This window comes from Melioribacteraceae bacterium 4301-Me, assembly GCA_041538185.1.
Classification (GTDB): Bacteria; Bacteroidota; Ignavibacteria; order Ignavibacteriales; family Melioribacteraceae; genus Pyranulibacter; species Pyranulibacter aquaticus.
Genome location: JBGORM010000005.1, coordinates 40,571 through 59,846, shown reverse-complemented (window position 1 = coordinate 59,846; position 19,276 = coordinate 40,571). Strand labels below are relative to the sequence as shown.

The 19,276-nt window shown below is 33.0% G+C and carries 18 protein-coding genes and 1 riboswitch; of the genes, 7 read left to right on the top strand and 11 right to left on the bottom strand.

Going from position 1 to position 19,276, the window contains the following annotated elements; all coding sequences use genetic code 11:
- Window positions 1-13: 13 nt before the first annotated feature.
- Together ABRY23_09530 and ABRY23_09525 are read right to left on the bottom strand one after the other, a co-directional pair.
- Window positions 14-439 carry a SufE family protein gene (locus tag ABRY23_09530; GenBank protein MFA3783289.1) on the bottom strand — a complete coding sequence of 142 codons (426 nt, stop codon included), beginning with the start codon at window positions 437-439 and terminating at the stop codon, window positions 14-16.
- A 45-nt stretch (window positions 440-484) separates the two neighbouring features.
- Window positions 485-3,427, bottom strand: a complete 2,943-nt coding sequence (locus ABRY23_09525; protein ID MFA3783288.1) for a glycosyl hydrolase — start codon at window positions 3,425-3,427, stop codon at window positions 485-487.
- A 191-nt stretch (window positions 3,428-3,618) separates the two neighbouring features.
- Between ABRY23_09525 and ABRY23_09520 the strand changes: the two genes are divergently transcribed.
- Complete coding sequence (locus ABRY23_09520) at window positions 3,619-4,806, top strand: ATP-binding protein (protein MFA3783287.1); 1,188 nt, start codon at window positions 3,619-3,621, stop codon at window positions 4,804-4,806.
- Between the two features lie 143 nt (window positions 4,807-4,949).
- Here the strand turns inward: ABRY23_09520 and ABRY23_09515 are convergent, their stop codons facing one another.
- The 4 genes from ABRY23_09515 to ABRY23_09500 all read right to left on the bottom strand — a co-directional run bounded on the left by ABRY23_09515 (window position 4,950) and on the right by ABRY23_09500 (window position 7,719).
- Complete coding sequence (locus ABRY23_09515; GenBank protein MFA3783286.1) at window positions 4,950-5,360, bottom strand: hypothetical protein; 411 nt, start codon at window positions 5,358-5,360, stop codon at window positions 4,950-4,952.
- Window positions 5,361-5,765: 405 nt separating this feature from the next.
- On the bottom strand, window positions 5,766-6,242 hold the full coding sequence (locus tag ABRY23_09510; GenBank protein MFA3783285.1) for a PaaI family thioesterase: 477 nt from the start codon (window positions 6,240-6,242) through the stop codon (window positions 5,766-5,768).
- A gap of 2 nt (window positions 6,243-6,244) precedes the next feature.
- Complete coding sequence (locus tag ABRY23_09505; protein MFA3783284.1) at window positions 6,245-6,877, bottom strand: class I SAM-dependent methyltransferase; 633 nt, start codon at window positions 6,875-6,877, stop codon at window positions 6,245-6,247.
- 2 nt (window positions 6,878-6,879) lie between these two features.
- The gene (locus ABRY23_09500; protein MFA3783283.1) at window positions 6,880-7,719 is read right to left on the bottom strand and encodes a putative manganese transporter; all 840 of its coding nucleotides are present in this window, start codon (window positions 7,717-7,719) and stop codon (window positions 6,880-6,882) included.
- Window positions 7,720-8,128: 409 nt separating this feature from the next.
- Between ABRY23_09500 and mgtA the strand changes: the two genes are divergently transcribed.
- Both mgtA and ABRY23_09490 read left to right on the top strand, forming a co-directional pair.
- Window positions 8,129-10,792: a magnesium-translocating P-type ATPase gene (gene mgtA / locus ABRY23_09495; protein MFA3783282.1), complete on the top strand. Its 2,664-nt coding sequence runs from the start codon at window positions 8,129-8,131 to the stop codon at window positions 10,790-10,792.
- A gap of 2 nt (window positions 10,793-10,794) precedes the next feature.
- On the top strand, window positions 10,795-11,583 hold the full coding sequence (locus tag ABRY23_09490; GenBank protein MFA3783281.1) for a PTS sugar transporter subunit IIA: 789 nt from the start codon (window positions 10,795-10,797) through the stop codon (window positions 11,581-11,583).
- On the opposite strand, the gene ABRY23_09485 is transcribed toward ABRY23_09490, so the two are convergent.
- The 5 genes from ABRY23_09485 to crcB form a co-directional block, all read right to left on the bottom strand.
- A complete protein-coding gene (locus ABRY23_09485) occupies window positions 11,580-12,071 on the bottom strand; it encodes a hypothetical protein (protein MFA3783280.1) in 492 nt (163 codons plus the stop codon). The two genes, ABRY23_09490 and ABRY23_09485, sit on opposite strands and share 4 nt — an antisense overlap.
- A 2-nt stretch (window positions 12,072-12,073) precedes the next feature.
- A complete protein-coding gene (locus ABRY23_09480; GenBank protein MFA3783279.1) occupies window positions 12,074-12,196 on the bottom strand; it encodes a hypothetical protein in 123 nt (40 codons plus the stop codon).
- Complete coding sequence (locus tag ABRY23_09475) at window positions 12,193-12,348, bottom strand: ATP-binding cassette domain-containing protein (protein ID MFA3783278.1); 156 nt, start codon at window positions 12,346-12,348, stop codon at window positions 12,193-12,195. Before ABRY23_09475 ends, ABRY23_09480 begins: the two co-directional genes overlap by 4 nt.
- Window positions 12,349-12,548: 200 nt before the next feature.
- Window positions 12,549-12,902, bottom strand: a complete 354-nt coding sequence (locus tag ABRY23_09470; protein MFA3783277.1) for a DUF190 domain-containing protein — start codon at window positions 12,900-12,902, stop codon at window positions 12,549-12,551.
- A gap of 26 nt (window positions 12,903-12,928) precedes the next feature.
- Entirely contained in the window at window positions 12,929-13,306 is a 378-nt protein-coding gene (gene crcB, locus ABRY23_09465) for a fluoride efflux transporter CrcB (protein MFA3783276.1), read from the bottom strand.
- A gap of 30 nt (window positions 13,307-13,336) precedes the next feature.
- Window positions 13,337-13,422: riboswitch (Fluoride riboswitch) on the bottom strand.
- A gap of 319 nt (window positions 13,423-13,741) precedes the next feature.
- Between crcB and ABRY23_09460 the strand changes: the two genes are divergently transcribed.
- The 4 genes from ABRY23_09460 to ABRY23_09445 all read left to right on the top strand — a co-directional run bounded on the left by ABRY23_09460 (window position 13,742) and on the right by ABRY23_09445 (window position 18,834).
- Window positions 13,742-15,091, top strand: a complete 1,350-nt coding sequence (locus ABRY23_09460) for an extracellular solute-binding protein (GenBank protein ID MFA3783275.1) — start codon at window positions 13,742-13,744, stop codon at window positions 15,089-15,091.
- A gap of 22 nt (window positions 15,092-15,113) precedes the next feature.
- Complete coding sequence (locus ABRY23_09455) at window positions 15,114-16,577, top strand: sensor histidine kinase (GenBank protein MFA3783274.1); 1,464 nt, start codon at window positions 15,114-15,116, stop codon at window positions 16,575-16,577.
- A 56-nt stretch (window positions 16,578-16,633) separates the two neighbouring features.
- On the top strand, window positions 16,634-18,097 hold the full coding sequence (locus ABRY23_09450) for a sigma-54-dependent transcriptional regulator (GenBank protein MFA3783273.1): 1,464 nt from the start codon (window positions 16,634-16,636) through the stop codon (window positions 18,095-18,097).
- Window positions 18,098-18,177: 80 nt separating this feature from the next.
- A complete protein-coding gene (locus ABRY23_09445) occupies window positions 18,178-18,834 on the top strand; it encodes a transposase (protein ID MFA3783272.1) in 657 nt (218 codons plus the stop codon).
- The last annotated feature ends 442 nt before the right edge of the window (window positions 18,835-19,276 follow it).

The following is a 19,276-nucleotide window of genomic DNA, read 5'->3' as shown; positions in this document are numbered from 1 at the left end:
CTTTAACTGCAAACTATTTCTTTTTAAGCGCATTAAATGCTACCGCATACATTTGAATTTGCTTAATCATAGAACTGAGTCCATTTTTTCTGGTCGGCGATAAGTGATTTTCAATTCCCATCTTTTTTAAAAAATCTGGAGGATTACTTAAAATTTCTTCGGGGGTTTCGCCAGAGTAAATTTTAATTAGTATAGCAATTAATCCTTTTACTATCATTGCATCACTGTCAGCATAAAAAACTAACTTTCCATTTTCCAATTTAGCAATTATCCAAAGTTGAGATTGGCAGCCTTCAATTTTATACTTATCCGAACGAAATTCTTCGGGTAAAGGCGGAAGTTCTCTACCTAATTTAATTATGTATTGGTACTTATCTTCCCAATCCATCAATTGTTCGAACTCTTTAACTAATGCTTCTTGTTTTTCTTTTATAGACATAAGAACAAATTACTTGATTATTAAAAGAATTTATTATTGTAAAAATTATATTGATTCATTTTCTTCTTCACTTTCAGTATGCTGTTCGCGTAAGTTCTCTTTTGGCTCTTTTATTTCTAAGTTCTGTGATTGTTTTATGTTGTCTATTTCAATTTCGACTTTATATTTACCTGGTCGCAAATAGATATTACCATCGTCAGACTTTTCAAGTGAAACTTTTTTGTTTTCTAGTTTAGTAAGTTCATTTTCATAAACTGTCTTTTGAGTGGTGTCGATAGATAAGTTATACTTTACAAAATTTAATCCTCTTTCGGCTGCATCTGTAAAGTGCTTAATAACCGCACCTTTTTCAGTTTTAATATTAATGTTTACATGTCCATCGTTGCTTAAATAGTAGACAAATTGTATTTGAGGGGTGTCGGGTTTACTCCATACAAAATTTTTCTTACCCCAGCGTTGACTGTATATTAAGCTTTCTTCAATAGGAAAGAAGACCAAATTTTTCTGCAGAACAGAGTCTGTTAATTTCTCTATATAATTCACATCTGCAGTATAGAGTGACCTGCCGTGAGTTGCAACTACAAGTTTTTTATCTCGCGGATGAATAGCAAGATCGTGTACTGCTACAGCCGGCATCCCTTTAAATAATGCCATAAAGTTTTTTCCACCGTTAATAGAAACATAAAGCCCATTATCAGTCCCAGCATAAATTATATTTTTATTTACAGGATCTTCTTTAACTACATTTACAGGTTCTAATGGTAAGTCTGTTCCAATGCGTTCCCAGTGCTTGCCATAGTCAGTGGATTTATAAACGAGAGCTTCAAAGTTATCCCATCTATAACCATTTAGTGAGACATACACAGTTCCTTCATCGAAATTTGAAGCAGAGACTCTGCTTACCCAATAATTTTGAGGCAGAGAATCAGAAATTTTCTCCCATGATGTGCCGGCATCTTTGGTAACATAAATTAAACCGTCATCGCTGCCGGTATAAATTAATCCAAATTTAATTGGCGACTCGTCAATTGTAGTTAAAGTGCCGTAAGGTACGTCGCCTTTTTTGCCGCCGTTAGTTAAATCCCCGGAAATAGTTATCCATGTTTCACCTTTATCCATAGAACGATGAAGTTTATTTGAACCGAGATATAAGATATCTTGATTGTGAGAAGAAAGCTTGATAGGTGCCTCCCAGTTAAAACGATAAGGGTTTTCACCAAGTTTATGTGTGGGTGTTATTTTTTTTGATTCTTTTGTTTGCTTGTTGATTCTAAAGTAATTTCCAAACTGAAAGCCAGCGTAAACTGTGTTGTTATCTCGTGTATCGACTTGTACCTGCATTCCGTCACCGCCTAAAATTGATTTGAAAGAGTAATGACCTGTTTGCATCCAATTATAATTTTCTTTATTGTTACTCGGTCCTGTCCAAACACCATTATCTTGCAAACCCCCATAAACATTGAAAGGCTTATCCATGTCATACGTAACAGAATAAAATTGTCCTACTGCAGGCGTATTAGCGTTTATCCATGTCTCACCGTCATCATATGTAATATTTATTCCACCATCGTTGCCATTTATTAAATGACCATCTTTTTTAGGACTAACCCACAAAGCGTGGTGATCTGCGTGAACATTTTCCTTCCAAATAGATTTAAAAGTTTTGCCGCCGTCTTCAGATTTCAAGATTGGCACTCCCATCACATAAATTTTATCTGGATTATGAGGAGAAACCCCTATTTGTCCAAAGTAATAACCATAAGTATTAACGACACCGTCGAGGTAATCTTTATGTGTTTTATGCCAAGTTTTTCCAGCATCATCAGAACGGTATATTTCAAGTCCAATAATTGGTGTGTCGAACAACAATGAGTTTGCATCTTCTAAATAATTTACAAGGTCAATTGGTTTTATTTTGCCCTCTCTTACCCAATTGAGTATAAGTTTAGCAGTATATTTTTTAGGAAAATTTTCTCTGCTTAAGAATTCATTTATATCGGATTCGTTAAGTTTCAGAAAGTCGTCTACAGATATTTTTCTAAGCAAATCTTTTGTAACTGCATACTCTTTTTTTTCTTTTTCTTTACGGTGGAATTGATTATCAAGTGCTGCGTAAAGTATATTTGGGTTATCATGATAAATTGCTAATCCAATTCTTCCTACGCCGTCGCCATTTGGAAATCCGCTTTCTTTGTTTGTAATTAAATGCCAGTTTTCTCCTCCGTCTGTGCTTTTATATATTCCAGAGGTTTTTCCACTTTCTTCAAAGTTCCATGCACGTCGGCTACGATACCACATTGCAGCATACAATATTTCTGGATTTTGCGGGTCAATAGCCAGATCAATTGCACCTGTATTATCGTCAATATATAACGTTTGTCTCCATGTTTTACCTCCGTCTGTTGTTTTGTATATTCCTCTTTCTTTATTTGGTGAGTAGAGATGCCCAATTGCAGCAACCCAAATAATATCAGGGTTTTTTGGATGTAAAACTATTCTTCCTATATGATGAGTTTCGGCTAAACCTAAATATTGCCAAGTTTTTCCATCATCAGATGATTTGTAAATACCTGTCCCAGCGTAAGATGACCTGCTCGAATTATTTTCTCCTGTTCCTACATAAACAATATTGTTTTTCCAATCTACAGCTATATCGCCAATTGTCATTGAAGCCTGGTCATCAAATATTGGTTTAAATGAGATGCCATTATTAGTTGTTTCCCAGACACCGCCTGAGGCATAAGCTACATAAAAGTTAGTTTCATCATAAGGAGAAACATCAATGTCCGTTACTCTTCCACTTTGGACAGTTGGACCAATCGAAGTTAGTTCAACATTTTTTAATAAAGATTTTTCTTGTAATTCTATTCTTTTTTCATATCCTTTTAATCTTTCATCCGCAGGCGTTGGAGCTATTGGGTTTTGGTTCTGAGCAAATAGTGTAAAACTTAATGTTATGAAAGCTACTATTAATAGATTATTTCTCATGGTTCTAATTTTGTTTATGATAACGGTAAACTTCAGCAAACTCTAATTTATATGCAAATTTCATTAAGCTAAAAAAAGTATCTTGGGGCAGTCAGTAAAATTTTGCTTTAAAGCAAAAAAATTCGCTAAAAATTTTGCTTTAAAGCAAAAATATTAGTATCCTTTTTCCAAATGAAAGTTAAGAAACTCTTATGAATATGGAAAAAGAAAGGTATTTGGTCGGTAATATTCTTGAAGATTTGGAAGAAAAAATGGTGTTTATAGGCGGTGCAAGACAGGTAGGGAAAACTACACTTGCAACAAAAATAATTACTAAAAATATAGCTAATTATGTCTATTATAATTGGGATTATTCGCCTGATAGAAAAAGAATGATGAAATTTGAAATGCCAAGCGAAGAGTCCTTACTTATTTTTGATGAAATTCACAAATACAGAAAATGGAAAAGCTTTATCAAAGGTATTTTTGATGTATATAAAAATAAGTATAAAATTATTGTAACAGGTAGTGCAAGATTAAATGTGTATAGGAAAGGCAGTGATTCTCTTCAAGGTCGATACCACTATTATACACTTCATCCCTTTTCAGTAGCTGAAATGTGCAACGTAAAAAATGATTTTATCCCCTTACATGAGCTTTATTTTCAATCAGAAAAAAGCAAAGAATTAAATGAGGCAACTGAGCTGCTACTTAAATTTGGTGGTTTTCCTGAAATGATTCTTACTCAAAGTGAAAAATCGCTACGTAGATGGCATAACGAGAAAATAGAAAGACTATTTAAAGAAGATATTAGAGATGTCGAAAATTTGAGAGATATAAATAGTATGAAATTACTAGGAGATATGTTACCCTCTAAAGTTGCTAATCAATTGTCTATTAATTCACTTCGTGCAGATTTAGAAGTAAGCCACAGGGCAATAAGTGAATGGTTGGATGTGCTGGAAATGTTTTATTATCATTATAGAATTTATCCATACAGTGCAAAAGTTATCCGCTCAATTAAAAAAGAACCTAAACTTTATTTAGTTGACTGGTCAGAAGTGGAAGATGAGTCGTTACGTTTTGAAAATATGATAGCTTCTCACTTATTAAAATTTGTTCAGTTTATTAATGAAGCGGAGGGTTATAAAATTAAGTTATTTTACCTTAGAAACGTTGATAAAAAGGAGGTTGATTTCTTTGTAAATGTTAACGAAAAACCATGGTTTGCAGTAGAAGTTAAATTAAATGATACAGAACCTTCACCAAACTTACTCTATTTTAAAGAAAGACTTAAAATACCTTTCCTTTTTCAGGTAGTAAATAAGAAAAATGTTGATTTTATAAGAAAGGATGTAAGAGTAATTTCTGCTTCAAAATTTTTAAGCGGCTTAGTTTAACTAATTTACTTCTATTTTATTTGCTTCAGAGAATTGACATCAAAAAATTAGGCTGGACTTGCAACATGGAGGTCACCATTAGAAAAACCGAATTATCTTATAAAATTTTACAAGTCCAGCCTGCCATTTAAGGAAGTATTCCTTTATTTATAAGCAACTGACTGCTGTTCTAATTTTTCAGAAATTTGTCTGAAGTAATAATCTGGATTTTCTTTGTCAGTAAATTTTATGTCTTCAAAAATATTAAAGTAATTAAAGTATAAACTTGCTAATTGAGCTTTATATCGTATAACTGGAGTTTTGCCATTTGCAGCAAGTTCATTCAGTTTATTAACAAGTTTTGTGTAATTCATGTATGGGTATTGATACTTCATGTTCATCGAAATAAAGATTGATGATTCAACCACACCAGGATTATTACTTTCCATAGCAATCACAAAATTTGAAATTGCCTTATTTATAAAAGATTCTGTAGTTGATTTCTGTGCTAAAATAGTAGTAGAAAAAGCAACTAACAGTAAAAGAGTAACTGTTTTGTAACTAAGTTGTTTCATTTTGTACCCCCTTTGGTTATATTAAATCTGTTTTTGTAACGTCAATTTGAATGCCAAATAAAAAGATTATGCAGAATCTGTTATTAACAAAAGAATTAGATAAAAATTTTGCTCTGAAAAGTTAAATAAAAGGCTGCCACAAAAATGTCACCTTTATAATTTACGACTCTATAAGTACATTCCATACAACTACTTAATAACTTGAAACACAAGAATGGAAAGCGCAAATATGTGGCACCTATTTTTAAAAACGATTAAAATCTCCTAAAGTTTGTAGTGAGTAGTAAGAAATAATTTAGTTGGTACTGGATTATATAAGGAACTAATTTCTTTTATTTAGATTGAAAACCCCCCAAACCCTGCAGACTTCACAATAAAAAAAGACTAATAAATTTCAATAGTCTTTTACTTTTCCTTTTTTATAAAATTTTCCGGCATTTGTACTGCAACGACCTTACCTTTTGCAGTAATTATACCGTTCGCATATACTGTAATTTCGGAGGTTACCTTGCGATTTTTAAGCTCAATTACTTTGCCTCGCAGTTCAAGTTCAACACCAATTGGTGTTGGCTTTAAGTAATCCACATGAAGTGATGCAGTAACAAATCGGAATGCTGGTAAACTACCAGGTTCTCTGTTTTCATTTTTATAAGAAGCTAATGCGGCTGTTCCAGTTCCGTGGCAATCGATAAGTGAAGCAATTAATCCCCCGTAAACATAGCCTGGTATTGCTATATGATATTCCTTGGGAGTGAAATGTGCAATAGTTTCTTCGCCATCCCAATAGCTTTTTATTTGATGACCGTGTTCGTTTAGTCGGCCGCATCCATAGCAATAACTAAGCTCATCAGGATAAAAGTCTTGTATGGGTTTAAATTGCATAGTTACTCTCCGTTTTTTCTCTTACTTAAAACAGCAATATGAGTTGTAATTGGTTTATTTAATATTTCTTTAATAATAATTAATCCAGTTTTTTCTGCTAGTCCATGTATTCCTTTATTTGCAATATATGTCTTAAAATTTTTAAAGTGGGTTTTTCCGGCAGCAAATTCTATGGTATTGTTCAAGTACCACCATAGAACGTTATGGCGAGAACAGGGATAATCAACAATAATTATTTTATTAGCATACTCGGAAAGTTCAAGTAGAATATTCTCTCTTTCGTTTTCATTAATTTCATGGATAACATAAGAAACAACAGCAAAATCGTAAATGCTTTTATTAGACTTTAGAAAAGAACTGATATCAGCGTGGTGAAAAGATATTCTGTTAGAGTAATTTTTGGAAAGTTTTTTAGTTGCTACTTTTATATTTCTTTTTGATAAATCAATTCCATCATATTTCTTTATTTTGTCTATAAGTTGAAAAGCTAATCTTCCGGTGCCACAGCCTGCATCTAGTACACTTGAGTTTGCAGTAATTATTGCTTTTACTATCTGATATGACTTATCTTGATTTGGTGCAATAAGCTTATCATAAAATAATCCATCGTACCAATGATTTTTATTTATTATCATTCTTAAAATCCAATTATAAAAAGCAGTAAGCCGATTGTTATTCCAATAACAAAATTAAAAAACTTTAGTTTAATGCTGTCAGATAGAGAATAAGATAACATTGGAATCATTCCATGTCCATCTTGAACAATAGAACTTGTTAAAAGCACGGAAAATGGTATAAGTCCTTCTGCAAAAAGTGTAACAAAGATTAAATGTGGCCCTGATTCAGGAATTAATCCAACTAAAGCCCCCACAAAGAGGAAAACAATTTTATATTGGGATGTGAACTTATCCAAGTGTAAGTATTGAAGTCCAAATTCAATAATAGCAAGCGCACCGAAAGTCCAAAGCGCAATTTTCCAAAGATGTTTCTTTATGATATGTCCGTAAATGTGTTCTATAAAATAATGCTTTATATTTGCTTCATGGCCGTGCACTACCATTTCTTCACAATTTTCACATGTTGCTATTTTGTATTTTTTAACAAAAGCATCAATTAGCCATCCGCTAAAAATTCCAATTATGAACAAAACAGCAAAAAGAATTATAGCTTTTTTAGGAAACATCGCAAGCATTACAAAAGCCTCGTCGCCAGATACAGCAACCATAGAACCTGCAAGTGCGCCGAAACTAATTATGCCATGAATATAAAGTGAAACGTTAGTAAATCCGCCGACACAACCAGGAATTGTTCCTATTAGAGATGCGAAGAAGTATTGGCGGAACTTATTAGCGTTTTTAAAAAACGATTCTAATTTTCTTCTGGAAAAGACATTTAGTAAGTCAACGAGAATCATCATAATAGCGACAAGTAACGAGATTTGGACTGTCTCCTGAAGTAATCTTAACAAAGTTTCCATGCCAGAACCTTTTTATTTCATAAAGTATTTGATGAAACTTCTAAAGCTAAGATGCAAAGCTTGTTATACAATTTTTTACCAATTCCTTATTGTTAACTTATAATTATGTAACAAAGTAGGCAAAGGTGATATATTATAAATCTCTACCTTTTATTATATTTGAGTTGCAAAATAAATAAAAATAAGGGAAGCAATGCCTGATTCTGACGAACCTGGCGCTAAGAGTATTTTAGTTCTGCTACAAATCGTCATGCCTTAAGATAGCCCTCCTTCAATTTTATCGTTGGCTATCTTAGGGAATTATTTTCTGAGGTGCCAAGGATAAAATTGAATTAATAAATAATTGATAGTCAATTAATTTGGAAGAAGCATTTTATTTGTCTCCATACTTCACTTAAGGAGGAGCATTATGCGTCGTTCTATCTTTTCTAAAATTTCATCATCTGCATTTACTAAGGCAGCAAAAGCTCCACATAAAGCTTCTGAAAATGAAAGTCGTTTAATTGAAATTTGTGGATTAGAAGTTAATGAAGCACTTAAAAGATTGAGAACTAGTCCAAGTGGATTGTCATCTGAAGATGCCGAAGAACGCTTGGAGGAATTTGGTTTTAATGAGCCGGCACACGCTCGTAGTTATAGCTTTTGGGCAGATATATACAGCAGAATAAAAAGTCCATTAGTAATTCAATTATTAATAATAGCTGTCGTTTCTTTGATAATTGGCGAGGAAAAGTCAACGCTGATAGTTAGTGTGATGGTTCTGCTTAGTGTAGGCCTTTCTTACGTTTTGGATAGAAAGTCGACAAAAGCTGTAGAAGCATTAGGCAAACGTGTGCAATCTCATGTTTTGGTGTTAAGAGATGGTAAAGAGATTGAGCTTCCAATGTCTAATATAGTGCCTGGCGATATTGTTTTACTTCATGCTGGTTCAATTATACCCGCGGATTTAAGACTAATTCATGCAAAAGATTTTTTTGTTAGCCAATCACTTCTTACTGGTGAATCACTGCCTATAGAAAAGAAAGCTGAACCATCAAAAATAAGCACCAATGGCTTTGTATTTGAATTACAAAATGCTTGTTTTCAGGGTACAAATGTTTTAAGTGGGTCTGCACGCGGAGTTGTAGTAAATACAGCAACCAATACATACTTCGGTTCAATTTCAGAACGATTGACCGAAACAAGAACTGAAACGAGCTTCGATAAAGGTGTAAAGTCTTTCACTTGGCTTATGATTCGTTTTATGGTGGTTATGGTGCTTGCAGTTTTTATGATAGTCGGATTAACTAAAGGAAATTGGATTGAAGCGTTATTGTTTGGATTGTCAATTGCAGTTGGCCTAACTCCTGAAATGTTGCCTATGATTGTTACTGTTAATCTTGCTAAAGGCGCACTTACAATGTCTAAGAAGAAAGTTATTGTTAAACAGCTTTCATCAATTCAAAACTTTGGCGCTATTGATATTCTCTGCACCGATAAGACTGGTACGTTAACTCAAGATAAAGTTGTTTTAGAAAGACATGTTGATATAACGGGCAACGAAAGTCGTGATGTATTGCAATATGCTTATTTAAATAGTTTTTATCAGACTGGTCTGCGAAATTTAATAGACCGTGCTATACTTGAACACATTGAACTTAATGTTGAAGGTAAATGCAAACTGGTTGATGAACTGCCATTTGATTTCCAAAGACGCAGAATGTCAGTTATAGTAGAATATGAAGGAGACCATGTTCTTATTTGTAAAGGTGCTGTAGAAGAAATCTATTCAGTCTGTACCCACTATCAGGTAGATGATGAAATTTATCCTCTCATTGATATGATACGAGATGATTTATATGAAGAAGTTGAAATACTAAACAATAGCGGCTATCGTGTATTGGCTATTGGTTACCGAGATTTTCCAGCTACTAAAGATGTGTTTACAGTTGCTGATGAAAAGGATTTAATTTTGCTCGGCTATATAGCCTTCTTTGACCCGCCGAAAGAATCCGCTGCTACTGCAATAGCTGGACTTAAAAATGCAGGAGTTAAAGTTAAAATATTAACAGGTGATAATTCACTTGTTACAAAAAAAGTTTGTAAAGATGTAGGATTAGAAGTGAACCGCATAATTACCGGCGAAGAACTTAAACAACTTTCTCCAGAGGAATTTTCTAAAACGGTATTAGAGTATGATGTGTTTGCAAAACTTTCACCCATTCAAAAAGAAGAAGTTATAACTTCGTTAAGACAATCGGGACATGTTGTTGGCTACATGGGCGATGGAATTAACGATTCCCCCTCGTTGCGAGCTGCTGATGTAGGAATTTCTGTCGACTCCGGCGTTGATGTGGCTAAAGAATCTGCTGATATTGTATTACTCGAAAAAAGCCTGGTAGTACTTGAAGATGGCATTATTGAAGGAAGAAAAGTTTTTGCAAATATAGTGAAGTATATCCGAATGGGTGCTAGTTCGAATTTTGGAAATATGTTCAGTGTGCTGGGCGCTAGTTATCTATTTCCATTTTTGCCAATGAAACCAATTCAAATTCTGTTAAATAATTTGCTTTATGATTTCTCACAGACCGGCATACCAACTGATAACGTAGACAAAGAAATTGTTGAAAAACCCCTAAAATGGAACATAGACAACATTAAACGGTTTATGATATTTATCGGTCCAATAAGTTCTATCTTTGATTATGCAACTTATGCATTGATGTGGTTTTTCTTTGGCGCTAACCAGTTTTTAAATCCTCTTTTAGCTACCGAACAAAAAATATATTTAGAGAAACTATTTCAAACCGGCTGGTTTGTGGAATCCTTATTAACTCAAACATTAATTGTACATATAATCCGTACAAAGCGAGTCCCTTTTATTGGAAGCATGGCTTCATCAACTATGACTTTAACTACCCTGCTTATAATGCTGCTTGCCGCATGGCTTCCTTATTCACCATTTGCAAATACATTTGGATTAGTTCCACTGCCGGGAATTTTTTGGTTGTGGATTTTTGCATTCTTATTTACTTATAGTTTATTAACACATAATATTAAACGATGGTTCTTTAAAAAATACGGAGATAATTAAATATGGATAGTTTATTAGATGCTCTGCAGGAAGGTCGATTAATTGAACTGCCGGATAACGACAAGTTCGATTCACTTCAATTCTTAGCCCATATTATCGAGGCTATTCCTTCAGTACCGAACGGGACTGACGTAGAGGGACTTGTGCTTGCAAGAGAAAAAAATACAAATACCGCATTAGGAAAAGGTTTTGCATGCCCTCATGCTCGTGTTCCTTATGATGAAGATTTAATCTGTTCTGTTGGCTGGAGTCCCACCGGCATAGATTACGGGGCACCCGATAACATTCCAGTACATATTATTATTATGTACTTGGTACCCGATAACCAACGAAATCACTACTTAAAAGAAATTTCATTATTAGCTAAAGCTCTTCAAAAAAATAGTAATATTGAACTGCTGCGAACGGCAAAAGATTTAAACGTTGTTCGAAATTATTTGCTCGATTTAGTTAGTAGTTCAAAAGATATGGTTGGATTTGAAGCACGCGCAAGGATGATTCAACTTGAAACTCGCGATACTCAAGCTCAACAAAAAATTAAACAGCTTTCCGATGTACTTATCGAGCCTGTCACTATTGTATATGGATTGAACCAAAGACCTATAGTGCTTTGCCAAAATAAGGAATTGGTTGAACTGTTGGATAAGTCAACACAGCTTATCGAATCGATTAATACTAAAGGGTTTTATGAGCAAAATGGTTGGCGAATTATCAAAAGAAATTCTTCGGATTACCAAGCTAATAGGTCTATGCTCGAATGTATCGCTGTAAAGTTGGTAGTAAAAAATTAGCTAATGTGCTTTGAAATTTTATCTAAAATTTTGCTTATCTCTTCTATGCTGTAAAGTTCATTTTCTATAATACTCATTAGTTCTTCAGCAGTATATTTTGGTGTTCTGAGAGTTATTATGTCCATGTATTGTTCTGAATTGTTTTTTGTATTATCACTATCCGGGGAAGCCCAAATCCATTCAAGAAAGTTTTTCATATATTTCTTGCCGATTTCATATGCTTCTCTTTTAATATCGGGCAAAGGGAATAACACGAAACGTTTCTCTGTTTGTATAATGATTTTTGCCTCATCAATTAGTTTGTAGATAACTTTACTTAATTCTGAAAAATAACTTTCCACTTCTTCATCTTTCATGCTTGCCAAATTAATAAGAACTAAACCGCAGGTTATTATTCCCTTAATGTGGTTTCTCTTTTCAAAGATTTTCTTTAGTTCTTTCACAATAAATTCGATTGTTTTTTTATTGGAAAAACTTTCTTTTGCCATTGCTATAAAGTCCCAATTTTTCTTCCCACGAGTTTAGCAATTAACACATTAATTAATTTTCTTTGTTCTTTAGGTATTTCATAAAAGGAATTTGCAGAGCTCACATAATCAAAGTCGTTTTTCATTTTTTGTTTGATTGAAATGTGGTTGTTTTGCCTGTACCGTTTGGTCCAGGTAAATCAACAACTTCTCCTTGTTTAATCTCGATATTTATTCCTTTAACAACTTCTCTTTTTGCGAACACTTTTCTAATGTTGAATAAACGAAGTGTATGCATAATTAATTGATTTTATTCTTTTTACATCAATTTTTCTAACCGCCAGCAGGCTGGTGAAAAATTTAGGTTTAATATGATACTTAAGAAAGTCTAAAAATTAACAGCATACATAAAACTACTTGTATTGATTAGAGTATAGTTTGGTAGGAGTTATCATAGATTGTTTGGCAATCTAAATTTCAGCGAACTCCATCGCTTTACTATTTGTTATTGCCTACAACATATTTAATAATTTCAGCTTTTTCGATTGTGATTAATCCGCCACAATTTGCTTCTTCGAAAATATTGTGAAGGATTGGCAAAAATTTTTCAACTTTTTCATACTCATCGACTATTTCAATTACCATTGGCATGTCCTCCGAAAGTCTTAATATTTTTGCAGCATGAATTCTGCTTGATTTTCCAAATCCCATTACGCCTTTAAACACTGTAGCACCTGCAAGCTGTGCTTTACGAGCCTCTTGAACAATTTTTTCGTAAACTGGCATGTGCTGAATTAAATCTGTTTCGCCTACAAAAATACGGATTAGCTTTGCTTCCCCTTTAATTTCCATAATTCATTCCTCTATTTGTTTATAAATTAACTTAACACCTTAGAAATTTTGTATGAAATAAACAAAACGACTAAAGTAAGTAACACATTAGCTAAAATATTCATGCTTGCAAAGAAAAATTCTCTATCCTTAAGCATTGTAATCGTTTCGTAAGAAAAGGTAGAGAATGTAGTAAGTCCACCACAAAAACCAATAGTAAGAAAAGTTCTTATCTCTGGATTGATTAGTCTATTCTCATTGAAATAAAACATTATCAATCCAATTAAGAAGCTGCCCAATATATTTACGGACAAAGTACCGTAAGGGAAATTTTGCGGGAGGAATTTATAGACGAAACTGGACATCCAATAGCGCAGCATCCCGCCTAATCCAGCACCTATAAATACTAATGTATAGTTTTGCAACTTTTTAGTCTCCTTTATTTGTAGTTTAATTTTATAGTAGGAGTTATCAGTCCGGTAAGTTGGTTTGGACAATTTGAGCCGGTGGCTACAAAGCGAACCCCATCGCTATTGCAAATATAATCAATCAAATTAATTTGTTGAAAGTAAAAAAATATTTTTGACTTAAGAATCAATATTATGCTCATATTTTTTAATCTTCTCTATAAAAAACATATATAAAATATTTAGTTGACGTTCCTTAATTTCTTTTAGGGAATCAGAATACTACTGTGCGTCGCTTTGATGAGAATAGATTTTTTATAGAAAAAACTATTTTATATTATTAGATTAATTCGGTTTTTCTACAAACTATATAATTCCAATATTGTCATAACGTAAAAATTAGTTTAAAGTTGGAAGTGAAAAAACCCATCTTAATATATAGAGAATTTTACCATGAGTGAATTAAACATTAATGCAGCTGAACAATTTTTCTCAGAAAAGAAAACTCAAAGTTGGATAGTATACTTGCTCATATTTATTGCAATAATACTTTCCTTTATTTTTTACTTTTTTCCATTTAAGAATATTTATGAAAATAATAACACTGTAAAAAAAATTTATTTTGCCGATGTTATTACACAATCACATCTTGAAATAATTAAACGGTTTAACAATAAATACAAAGGGAAAATTGAAGTAATACCAATCGATTTCGGCTACGAAAAGTTTACTACAAACAAAAGAAAAGAGTTAATTACGCGAGCAATGAGAAGTCAAAGCAGCAGAATTGATGTTTATTCAATTGACCAAATTTGGATTCCTCGTTTTGTTAAATGGGCTGAACCTCTTGGTAATTATTTTTCCTCAGATGAATTATCACAAATAATTAAACCCGTACTTAAGACTTGCGAATATAACGACACATTATTTGCTGTTCCTCTTTTTATGGATTTAGGAATATTATACTACAGAAAAGATATAATTAACAAACTTCCAAATGGTGAAAAAATTGAGCAGACAATTAATAACGGTGGCAGTTGGGAAGAGTTACTCTCAATACATAAACAACTTAACTCAAAATATCTTTATGTTTTTCAAGGGAAACCATATGAGGGCTTAATATGTAATTTTTTAGAGTTAACTAAAGGAAATAATGTTAATGTTGAGATGGGAGATTTTAGCAATCTTATCAATCCAAGAACAGAAAAATGTTTACAATTTTTCGTTGACCTTATCAACAAATATCATATAGTGCCAAAAGAAGTGGTTAATTTTGAGGAAGCCGAATCGTTTAAGTATGCGGTCAAAAACGACGTTCCATTTTTTAGAGGTTGGCAAAATATGTATCGAATTGTAAATCTTACAAAGGAAGAATCGGAAAAACTTCGTTTTCTTCGCAAAGCACCACCTTTGCATTTTGATGGCAATGAATCTTATTCTACAATTGGCGGCTGGAATTTAATGCTTTCTAAATATTCTCAGGAAAAGGAAGCTGCAATTACTTTTATAAAATATGCAACATCGAAGGAAGCACAGGAAATTCTTTTTTCATTTGGAGAATATTTGCCTATCAATAAAAACTTTTATGAAGATGATAGTCTTTTAGCTAAATATCCTACTCTAAGATTTTACAAGGCCCTTTTGAAAAAAATAATTCAGCGTCCTTCACTTGAAGATTACACAAAAATCTCGGATATAATTGCTGGCAATGTAAACGCTGCTTTAAAAAAAGAATTATCTGCAGCCGAAGCTCTTTCAAAATCTAAAAGGGAAATTGATGCAATGCTTCAGTTGGAAAAATAAAGTAAAGAAAACGAGGTAAAAAATGATATCACTAAAAGAGTTTAAATCATATCATTTTCAGCTCTACCATGTTATAATTTTAATATTAATTGTTATTCTTTCACAAGTAATGTTGGCTTATATAAATGTAAGGTCGGTAGATAATGTTGTAAACAAGTCAATAGAATTGTACAGATGGGATACAGCAGAACGTTTAGCTGATTTGGCAACAACCTCGCTGGAACTTTTACTTCAACCTACTTTCAATTCGCCTAATGCAACATCGGAATTTCGCACTTCTACTTCCGAAGCACTTGATTTTACTTTAAGTCAACAAATATTGCAAAAAAATGTAGAGGATATTTGTTTGTTGTTCAAAACATCCGACAATAAAATTATCGATATTGACCAAGGTAGCGATCTTTTTGATTATTTAACAAAAGGATTACTGCCTAAGTCTACGTCAACAAAAAAACGAGAAAAAGCAAAGGAATGGTTTAATAAATCTCAAAATACACTCTTTAAAATGGAATCTATAGCTACATTAAAAGAGGGGACGCATACGTTCCATATATTAGTCCCTTTTTCGAAACACGGAGAGGTTCTTGGTGCTGTTTATTTGAAAGTATCGCCCGATTTTAAAAATATTACTAAGGCTGTTGCTAGCTCTTACGATCAAAGTGGTGCTTTAATTTCTGCAGTAATACTTCTCAGCCTACTTGCTATGTTTTCAATTACTACATTTCTTGTTAAGGACAGAGATATGGCTCAATATCAGTTGTTCAAGCATAAAGAAAAAGAACTTAAGGAGAGAATAGAAAGTCAAAAAGAATCATTCTTTACTAAAAAAATATATCATGCCCATCACAAGGCAGAAAAAATTGTAGGCTTTATTAAAGAAGATTTACGCAACCTCACCCACGAAAACTTAGAAACAGTCCGTATTCGTTTGTCAAAATATTCAGGCTTTATGGGAAGAGTTATTTACGATATGAAAACTTATAACCCGCCAATAAATGTTATAAGAAACTCAACATTTAACACGAATATCAATTCAGTTATAGAATTTATTGTTAATAATATTTTTAAGAGAGTATATAAAGAAGGCAATCAGTGTACATTTAATCTTATGCTGATGGAAAATCTTCCTTCAATTAATATTAATGAGTATGTAGTATGGCAGATTTTGGAACCGTTAATTCAAAACAGCATCGACCATAATCAAAAGAAAAATATTGTTATTGAAATTAAGACAACTTTTGATGAGCAACTAAATAAAATAAACATTTACATTTCGGATAACGGCTCGGGGATTGCGCCTTATTTATTAGAGACAAATGAGAACGGCATAAAAAAAATTTTTCTTGAAAATTCAACCACTAAAAATTCCTTAGGTCACGCAGGATATGGTTGTTATATTGCTTATGAAATTTGTAAACTTTGTGGTTGGACTTTAGATGCTTACAACACAAATCAAGGGGCGGTATTTTTCATTACCGCTGTTTAACTGTCTTTTTGAAAATTAGCGACTAACAGTAATCTATATATATTAACGAGGCTTTTATGAAACAAGAAAGAATAAATGTTCTGATAATAGAAGATGAAGAATTTGACGTAAGGAGAATTCAAAATACACTTAAGCTTTACAGTAATATCATTCATGTAAAAGACATTGTTTCAACCGGTTATGATGCTTTGGAAAGCTTAAAAAAATTTTTGGGACAGTTAGATGTAGTTATTTTGGATTATCAAATTTCCGGTGGACTTTATGGGAAAGAACTTATAAAAGAAATCAAATCTATTGACCCTACAATTCAAGTAATTATAATTACAAAAATGACCATTAACCAATCTGATCCGGAATTTGCAAACGAACTAATTGAAAATGGAGCTTTCTGGTTTGGCACTAAAAATCCAACTGATATGGAAGACTTCGTTTATCAGCCGACTGATTTTATCCTTGCAATAATGAACGGCTATGAAAAGAGAAGACTTCAACTAGAGAACAAAAAATTAGAAATGGAAAAGTCGCGGTCGAAAAGCAAGCTTGAAGATAATTTGCAATCTAAAATGGAAAGATGGAAAATTATTGGCTCATCAACTATAACTAATAATATTAAATTGTTAATAGAAAAATATTCTCAGATAAACACTAATGTATTAATCATCGGTGAATCGGGCACTGGCAAAGAACTTATTGCAAGAAATATTCATTACAAAAGCAAAAGAAAGTTTGAGAAATTTGTAACAGTAAATTGTTCTGCTATTCCTTTTCAACTTATCGAAAGTGAATTATTTGGATACGAAAAGGGCTCGTTTACAGATGCGAAGTCAGATAAAACTGGTCTATTTGAACAAGCACACGAAGGGACTTTATTCCTTGATGAAATTAGTGAGTTGCCTTTAGCGGCTCAAGCCAAACTTCTTCGCGTACTTGAAACTGGAGAAATCGATAAAATTGGCAGAAAAGATACTGTCACTGTTAATGTGTCTGTTATTGCAGCGACTAATAAAAACCTTTTGCAATTGATTAGTGAAAAACAATTTCGTGAAGATCTTTATTATAGGCTTAATGTTCTTAATATCTACATCCCACCGCTGAGAGAAAGACATGAAGACATACCAGATTTGTTAAGATATTATTTGGAATTTTACGTTAATGAGCAAGGAATTTCTTATCCTCAAATAGAAAGTGATGCATGGGAATATTTGTTAAATTACAGTTGGCCGGGGAATGTTAGGCAGTTAAAAAATGTAGCGCAGAGATTAGTACTTTTAAGCAATGGCAAAATTGATATTAATATAGTAGAATTTAGTTTGGGTGCAAAAAATGTCTTTAGTGAATTTAACTTTGCCTTGACACCTAAAGAAAATGTTTTGCCAATGAAAGAAGCCGAAGAGGAATTTCGCAGACGTTATATAAAATTTGTTAGGAGTAATTCCTCTACTGATGCAGAAGCAGCAGCAAAACTTGGGATTGCACCGCCAAATTTTCACAGGCTGTGTAAAGAACTTGGATTAAAGTAAGTCGATTCGCTGAATCGACAAGAATCAGTCGGAACGGCGTTCCGACTTATAGTTTGTGAAACAAACCGGAATTTTATTATATGCAAAATAATTACTTTTACAAACGCCATCTTCCACATTATCAGTTTCCAGGCTACTCATATCATGTAGTTTTCCGTCTTAAAAACTCCATACCGTTAAAAGTTATTGAAAAGTTAAAGATAGAAAAAGAACGGGAATTGAGTAAAATTGCATCGCTTCCTCAAGGCTATGACAAAAAGGATAAATATTTAAAATACCAGCAGAATTACTTTCTTCAATTTGATTCTTTACTCGCTAATAATAGCAATGGACCAAAATGGCTTTCTATAGAAGAAGTTGCAGAAATTGTGCGTGAAGCAATTCATTATAGAGATAATAAAGTTTATGATTTAATTTGTTACACCATCATGCCAAATCATGTCCATGTGATTTTTACGCCATTAGTAAAACAAGAACGCAATATAGTTTCTCAGCAAACAACAAAAAATTTTGTAGTAACAAAAATTCTTCAAGAGCTTAAAAAACACACAGCTTTAGAATGTAGTAAGATATTAGGTGCTTCAGGAGCATTTTGGCAAGGAGAAAGTTACGACCACATGATTCGGAATGAAAATGAATTATTAGAAACAATAAGTTATGTACTCAATAATCCTGTTAAAGCAGGATTGGTAGAAAAATGGGAAGAGTGGAAATGGAGCTATTGTAAGTACCTGTGAGTCGGTCCACGCAAAGTAAGTCGATTCGCTGAATCGACAAGAAGGTAGACATTGAAAAGGCGGTTAGTCGTGACAGCGTCCCGACTTACAGTAAGTCGATTCGCTGAATCGACAAGAAAGTAAATCATTGGAAAGGCAGTGGGTCGTGACAGCGTCCCGACCTACAGTAAGTCGATTCGCTGAATCGACAAGAAAGTAGACATTGGAGAGGCGGTAGGTCGGGACAGCGTCCCGACTTACAGTAAGTCGATTCGCTGAATCGACAAGAATCAGTCGGAACGGCGTTCCGACTTACAGTTATCCAAACTGATAATCTTCTTATAAATATGATAATCCCCAGAAGTGGCTCTAGATTTTGTTAATATATTTTCAAATCATTAAATAACATTTCTCTGCTTATTTTAATGGAAAATACATAGATACATGTAATTTTTTTATAATG

Excerpts from the sequence above, each read along its gene's own strand:
- ABRY23_09525 (MFA3783288.1), bottom strand. The coding sequence starts at position 3,427 with ATGAGAAATAATCTATTAATAGTAGCTTTCATAACATTAAGTTTTACA.
- ABRY23_09500 (MFA3783283.1), bottom strand. The coding sequence starts at position 7,719 with ATGGAAACTTTGTTAAGATTACTTCAGGAGACAGTCCAAATCTCGTTA.
- ABRY23_09505 (MFA3783284.1), bottom strand. The coding sequence starts at position 6,877 with ATGATAATAAATAAAAATCATTGGTACGATGGATTATTTTATGATAAG.
- ABRY23_09475 (MFA3783278.1), bottom strand. The coding sequence starts at position 12,348 with ATGCATACACTTCGTTTATTCAACATTAGAAAAGTGTTCGCAAAAAGA.
- ABRY23_09485 (MFA3783280.1), bottom strand. The coding sequence starts at position 12,071 with ATGGCAAAAGAAAGTTTTTCCAATAAAAAAACAATCGAATTTATTGTG.
- ABRY23_09460 (MFA3783275.1), top strand. The coding sequence starts at position 13,742 with ATGAGTGAATTAAACATTAATGCAGCTGAACAATTTTTCTCAGAAAAG.
- ABRY23_09490 (MFA3783281.1), top strand. The coding sequence starts at position 10,795 with ATGGATAGTTTATTAGATGCTCTGCAGGAAGGTCGATTAATTGAACTG.
- ABRY23_09470 (MFA3783277.1), bottom strand. The coding sequence starts at position 12,902 with ATGGAAATTAAAGGGGAAGCAAAGCTAATCCGTATTTTTGTAGGCGAA.
- ABRY23_09515 (MFA3783286.1), bottom strand. The coding sequence starts at position 5,360 with ATGAAACAACTTAGTTACAAAACAGTTACTCTTTTACTGTTAGTTGCT.
- mgtA (MFA3783282.1), top strand. The coding sequence starts at position 8,129 with ATGCGTCGTTCTATCTTTTCTAAAATTTCATCATCTGCATTTACTAAG.
- ABRY23_09445 (MFA3783272.1), top strand. The coding sequence starts at position 18,178 with ATGCAAAATAATTACTTTTACAAACGCCATCTTCCACATTATCAGTTT.
- ABRY23_09455 (MFA3783274.1), top strand. The coding sequence starts at position 15,114 with ATGATATCACTAAAAGAGTTTAAATCATATCATTTTCAGCTCTACCAT.
- ABRY23_09450 (MFA3783273.1), top strand. The coding sequence starts at position 16,634 with ATGAAACAAGAAAGAATAAATGTTCTGATAATAGAAGATGAAGAATTT.
- ABRY23_09520 (MFA3783287.1), top strand. The coding sequence starts at position 3,619 with ATGAATATGGAAAAAGAAAGGTATTTGGTCGGTAATATTCTTGAAGAT.
- ABRY23_09510 (MFA3783285.1), bottom strand. The coding sequence starts at position 6,242 with ATGCAATTTAAACCCATACAAGACTTTTATCCTGATGAGCTTAGTTAT.
- ABRY23_09480 (MFA3783279.1), bottom strand. The coding sequence starts at position 12,196 with ATGAAAAACGACTTTGATTATGTGAGCTCTGCAAATTCCTTTTATGAA.
- ABRY23_09530 (MFA3783289.1), bottom strand. The coding sequence starts at position 439 with ATGTCTATAAAAGAAAAACAAGAAGCATTAGTTAAAGAGTTCGAACAA.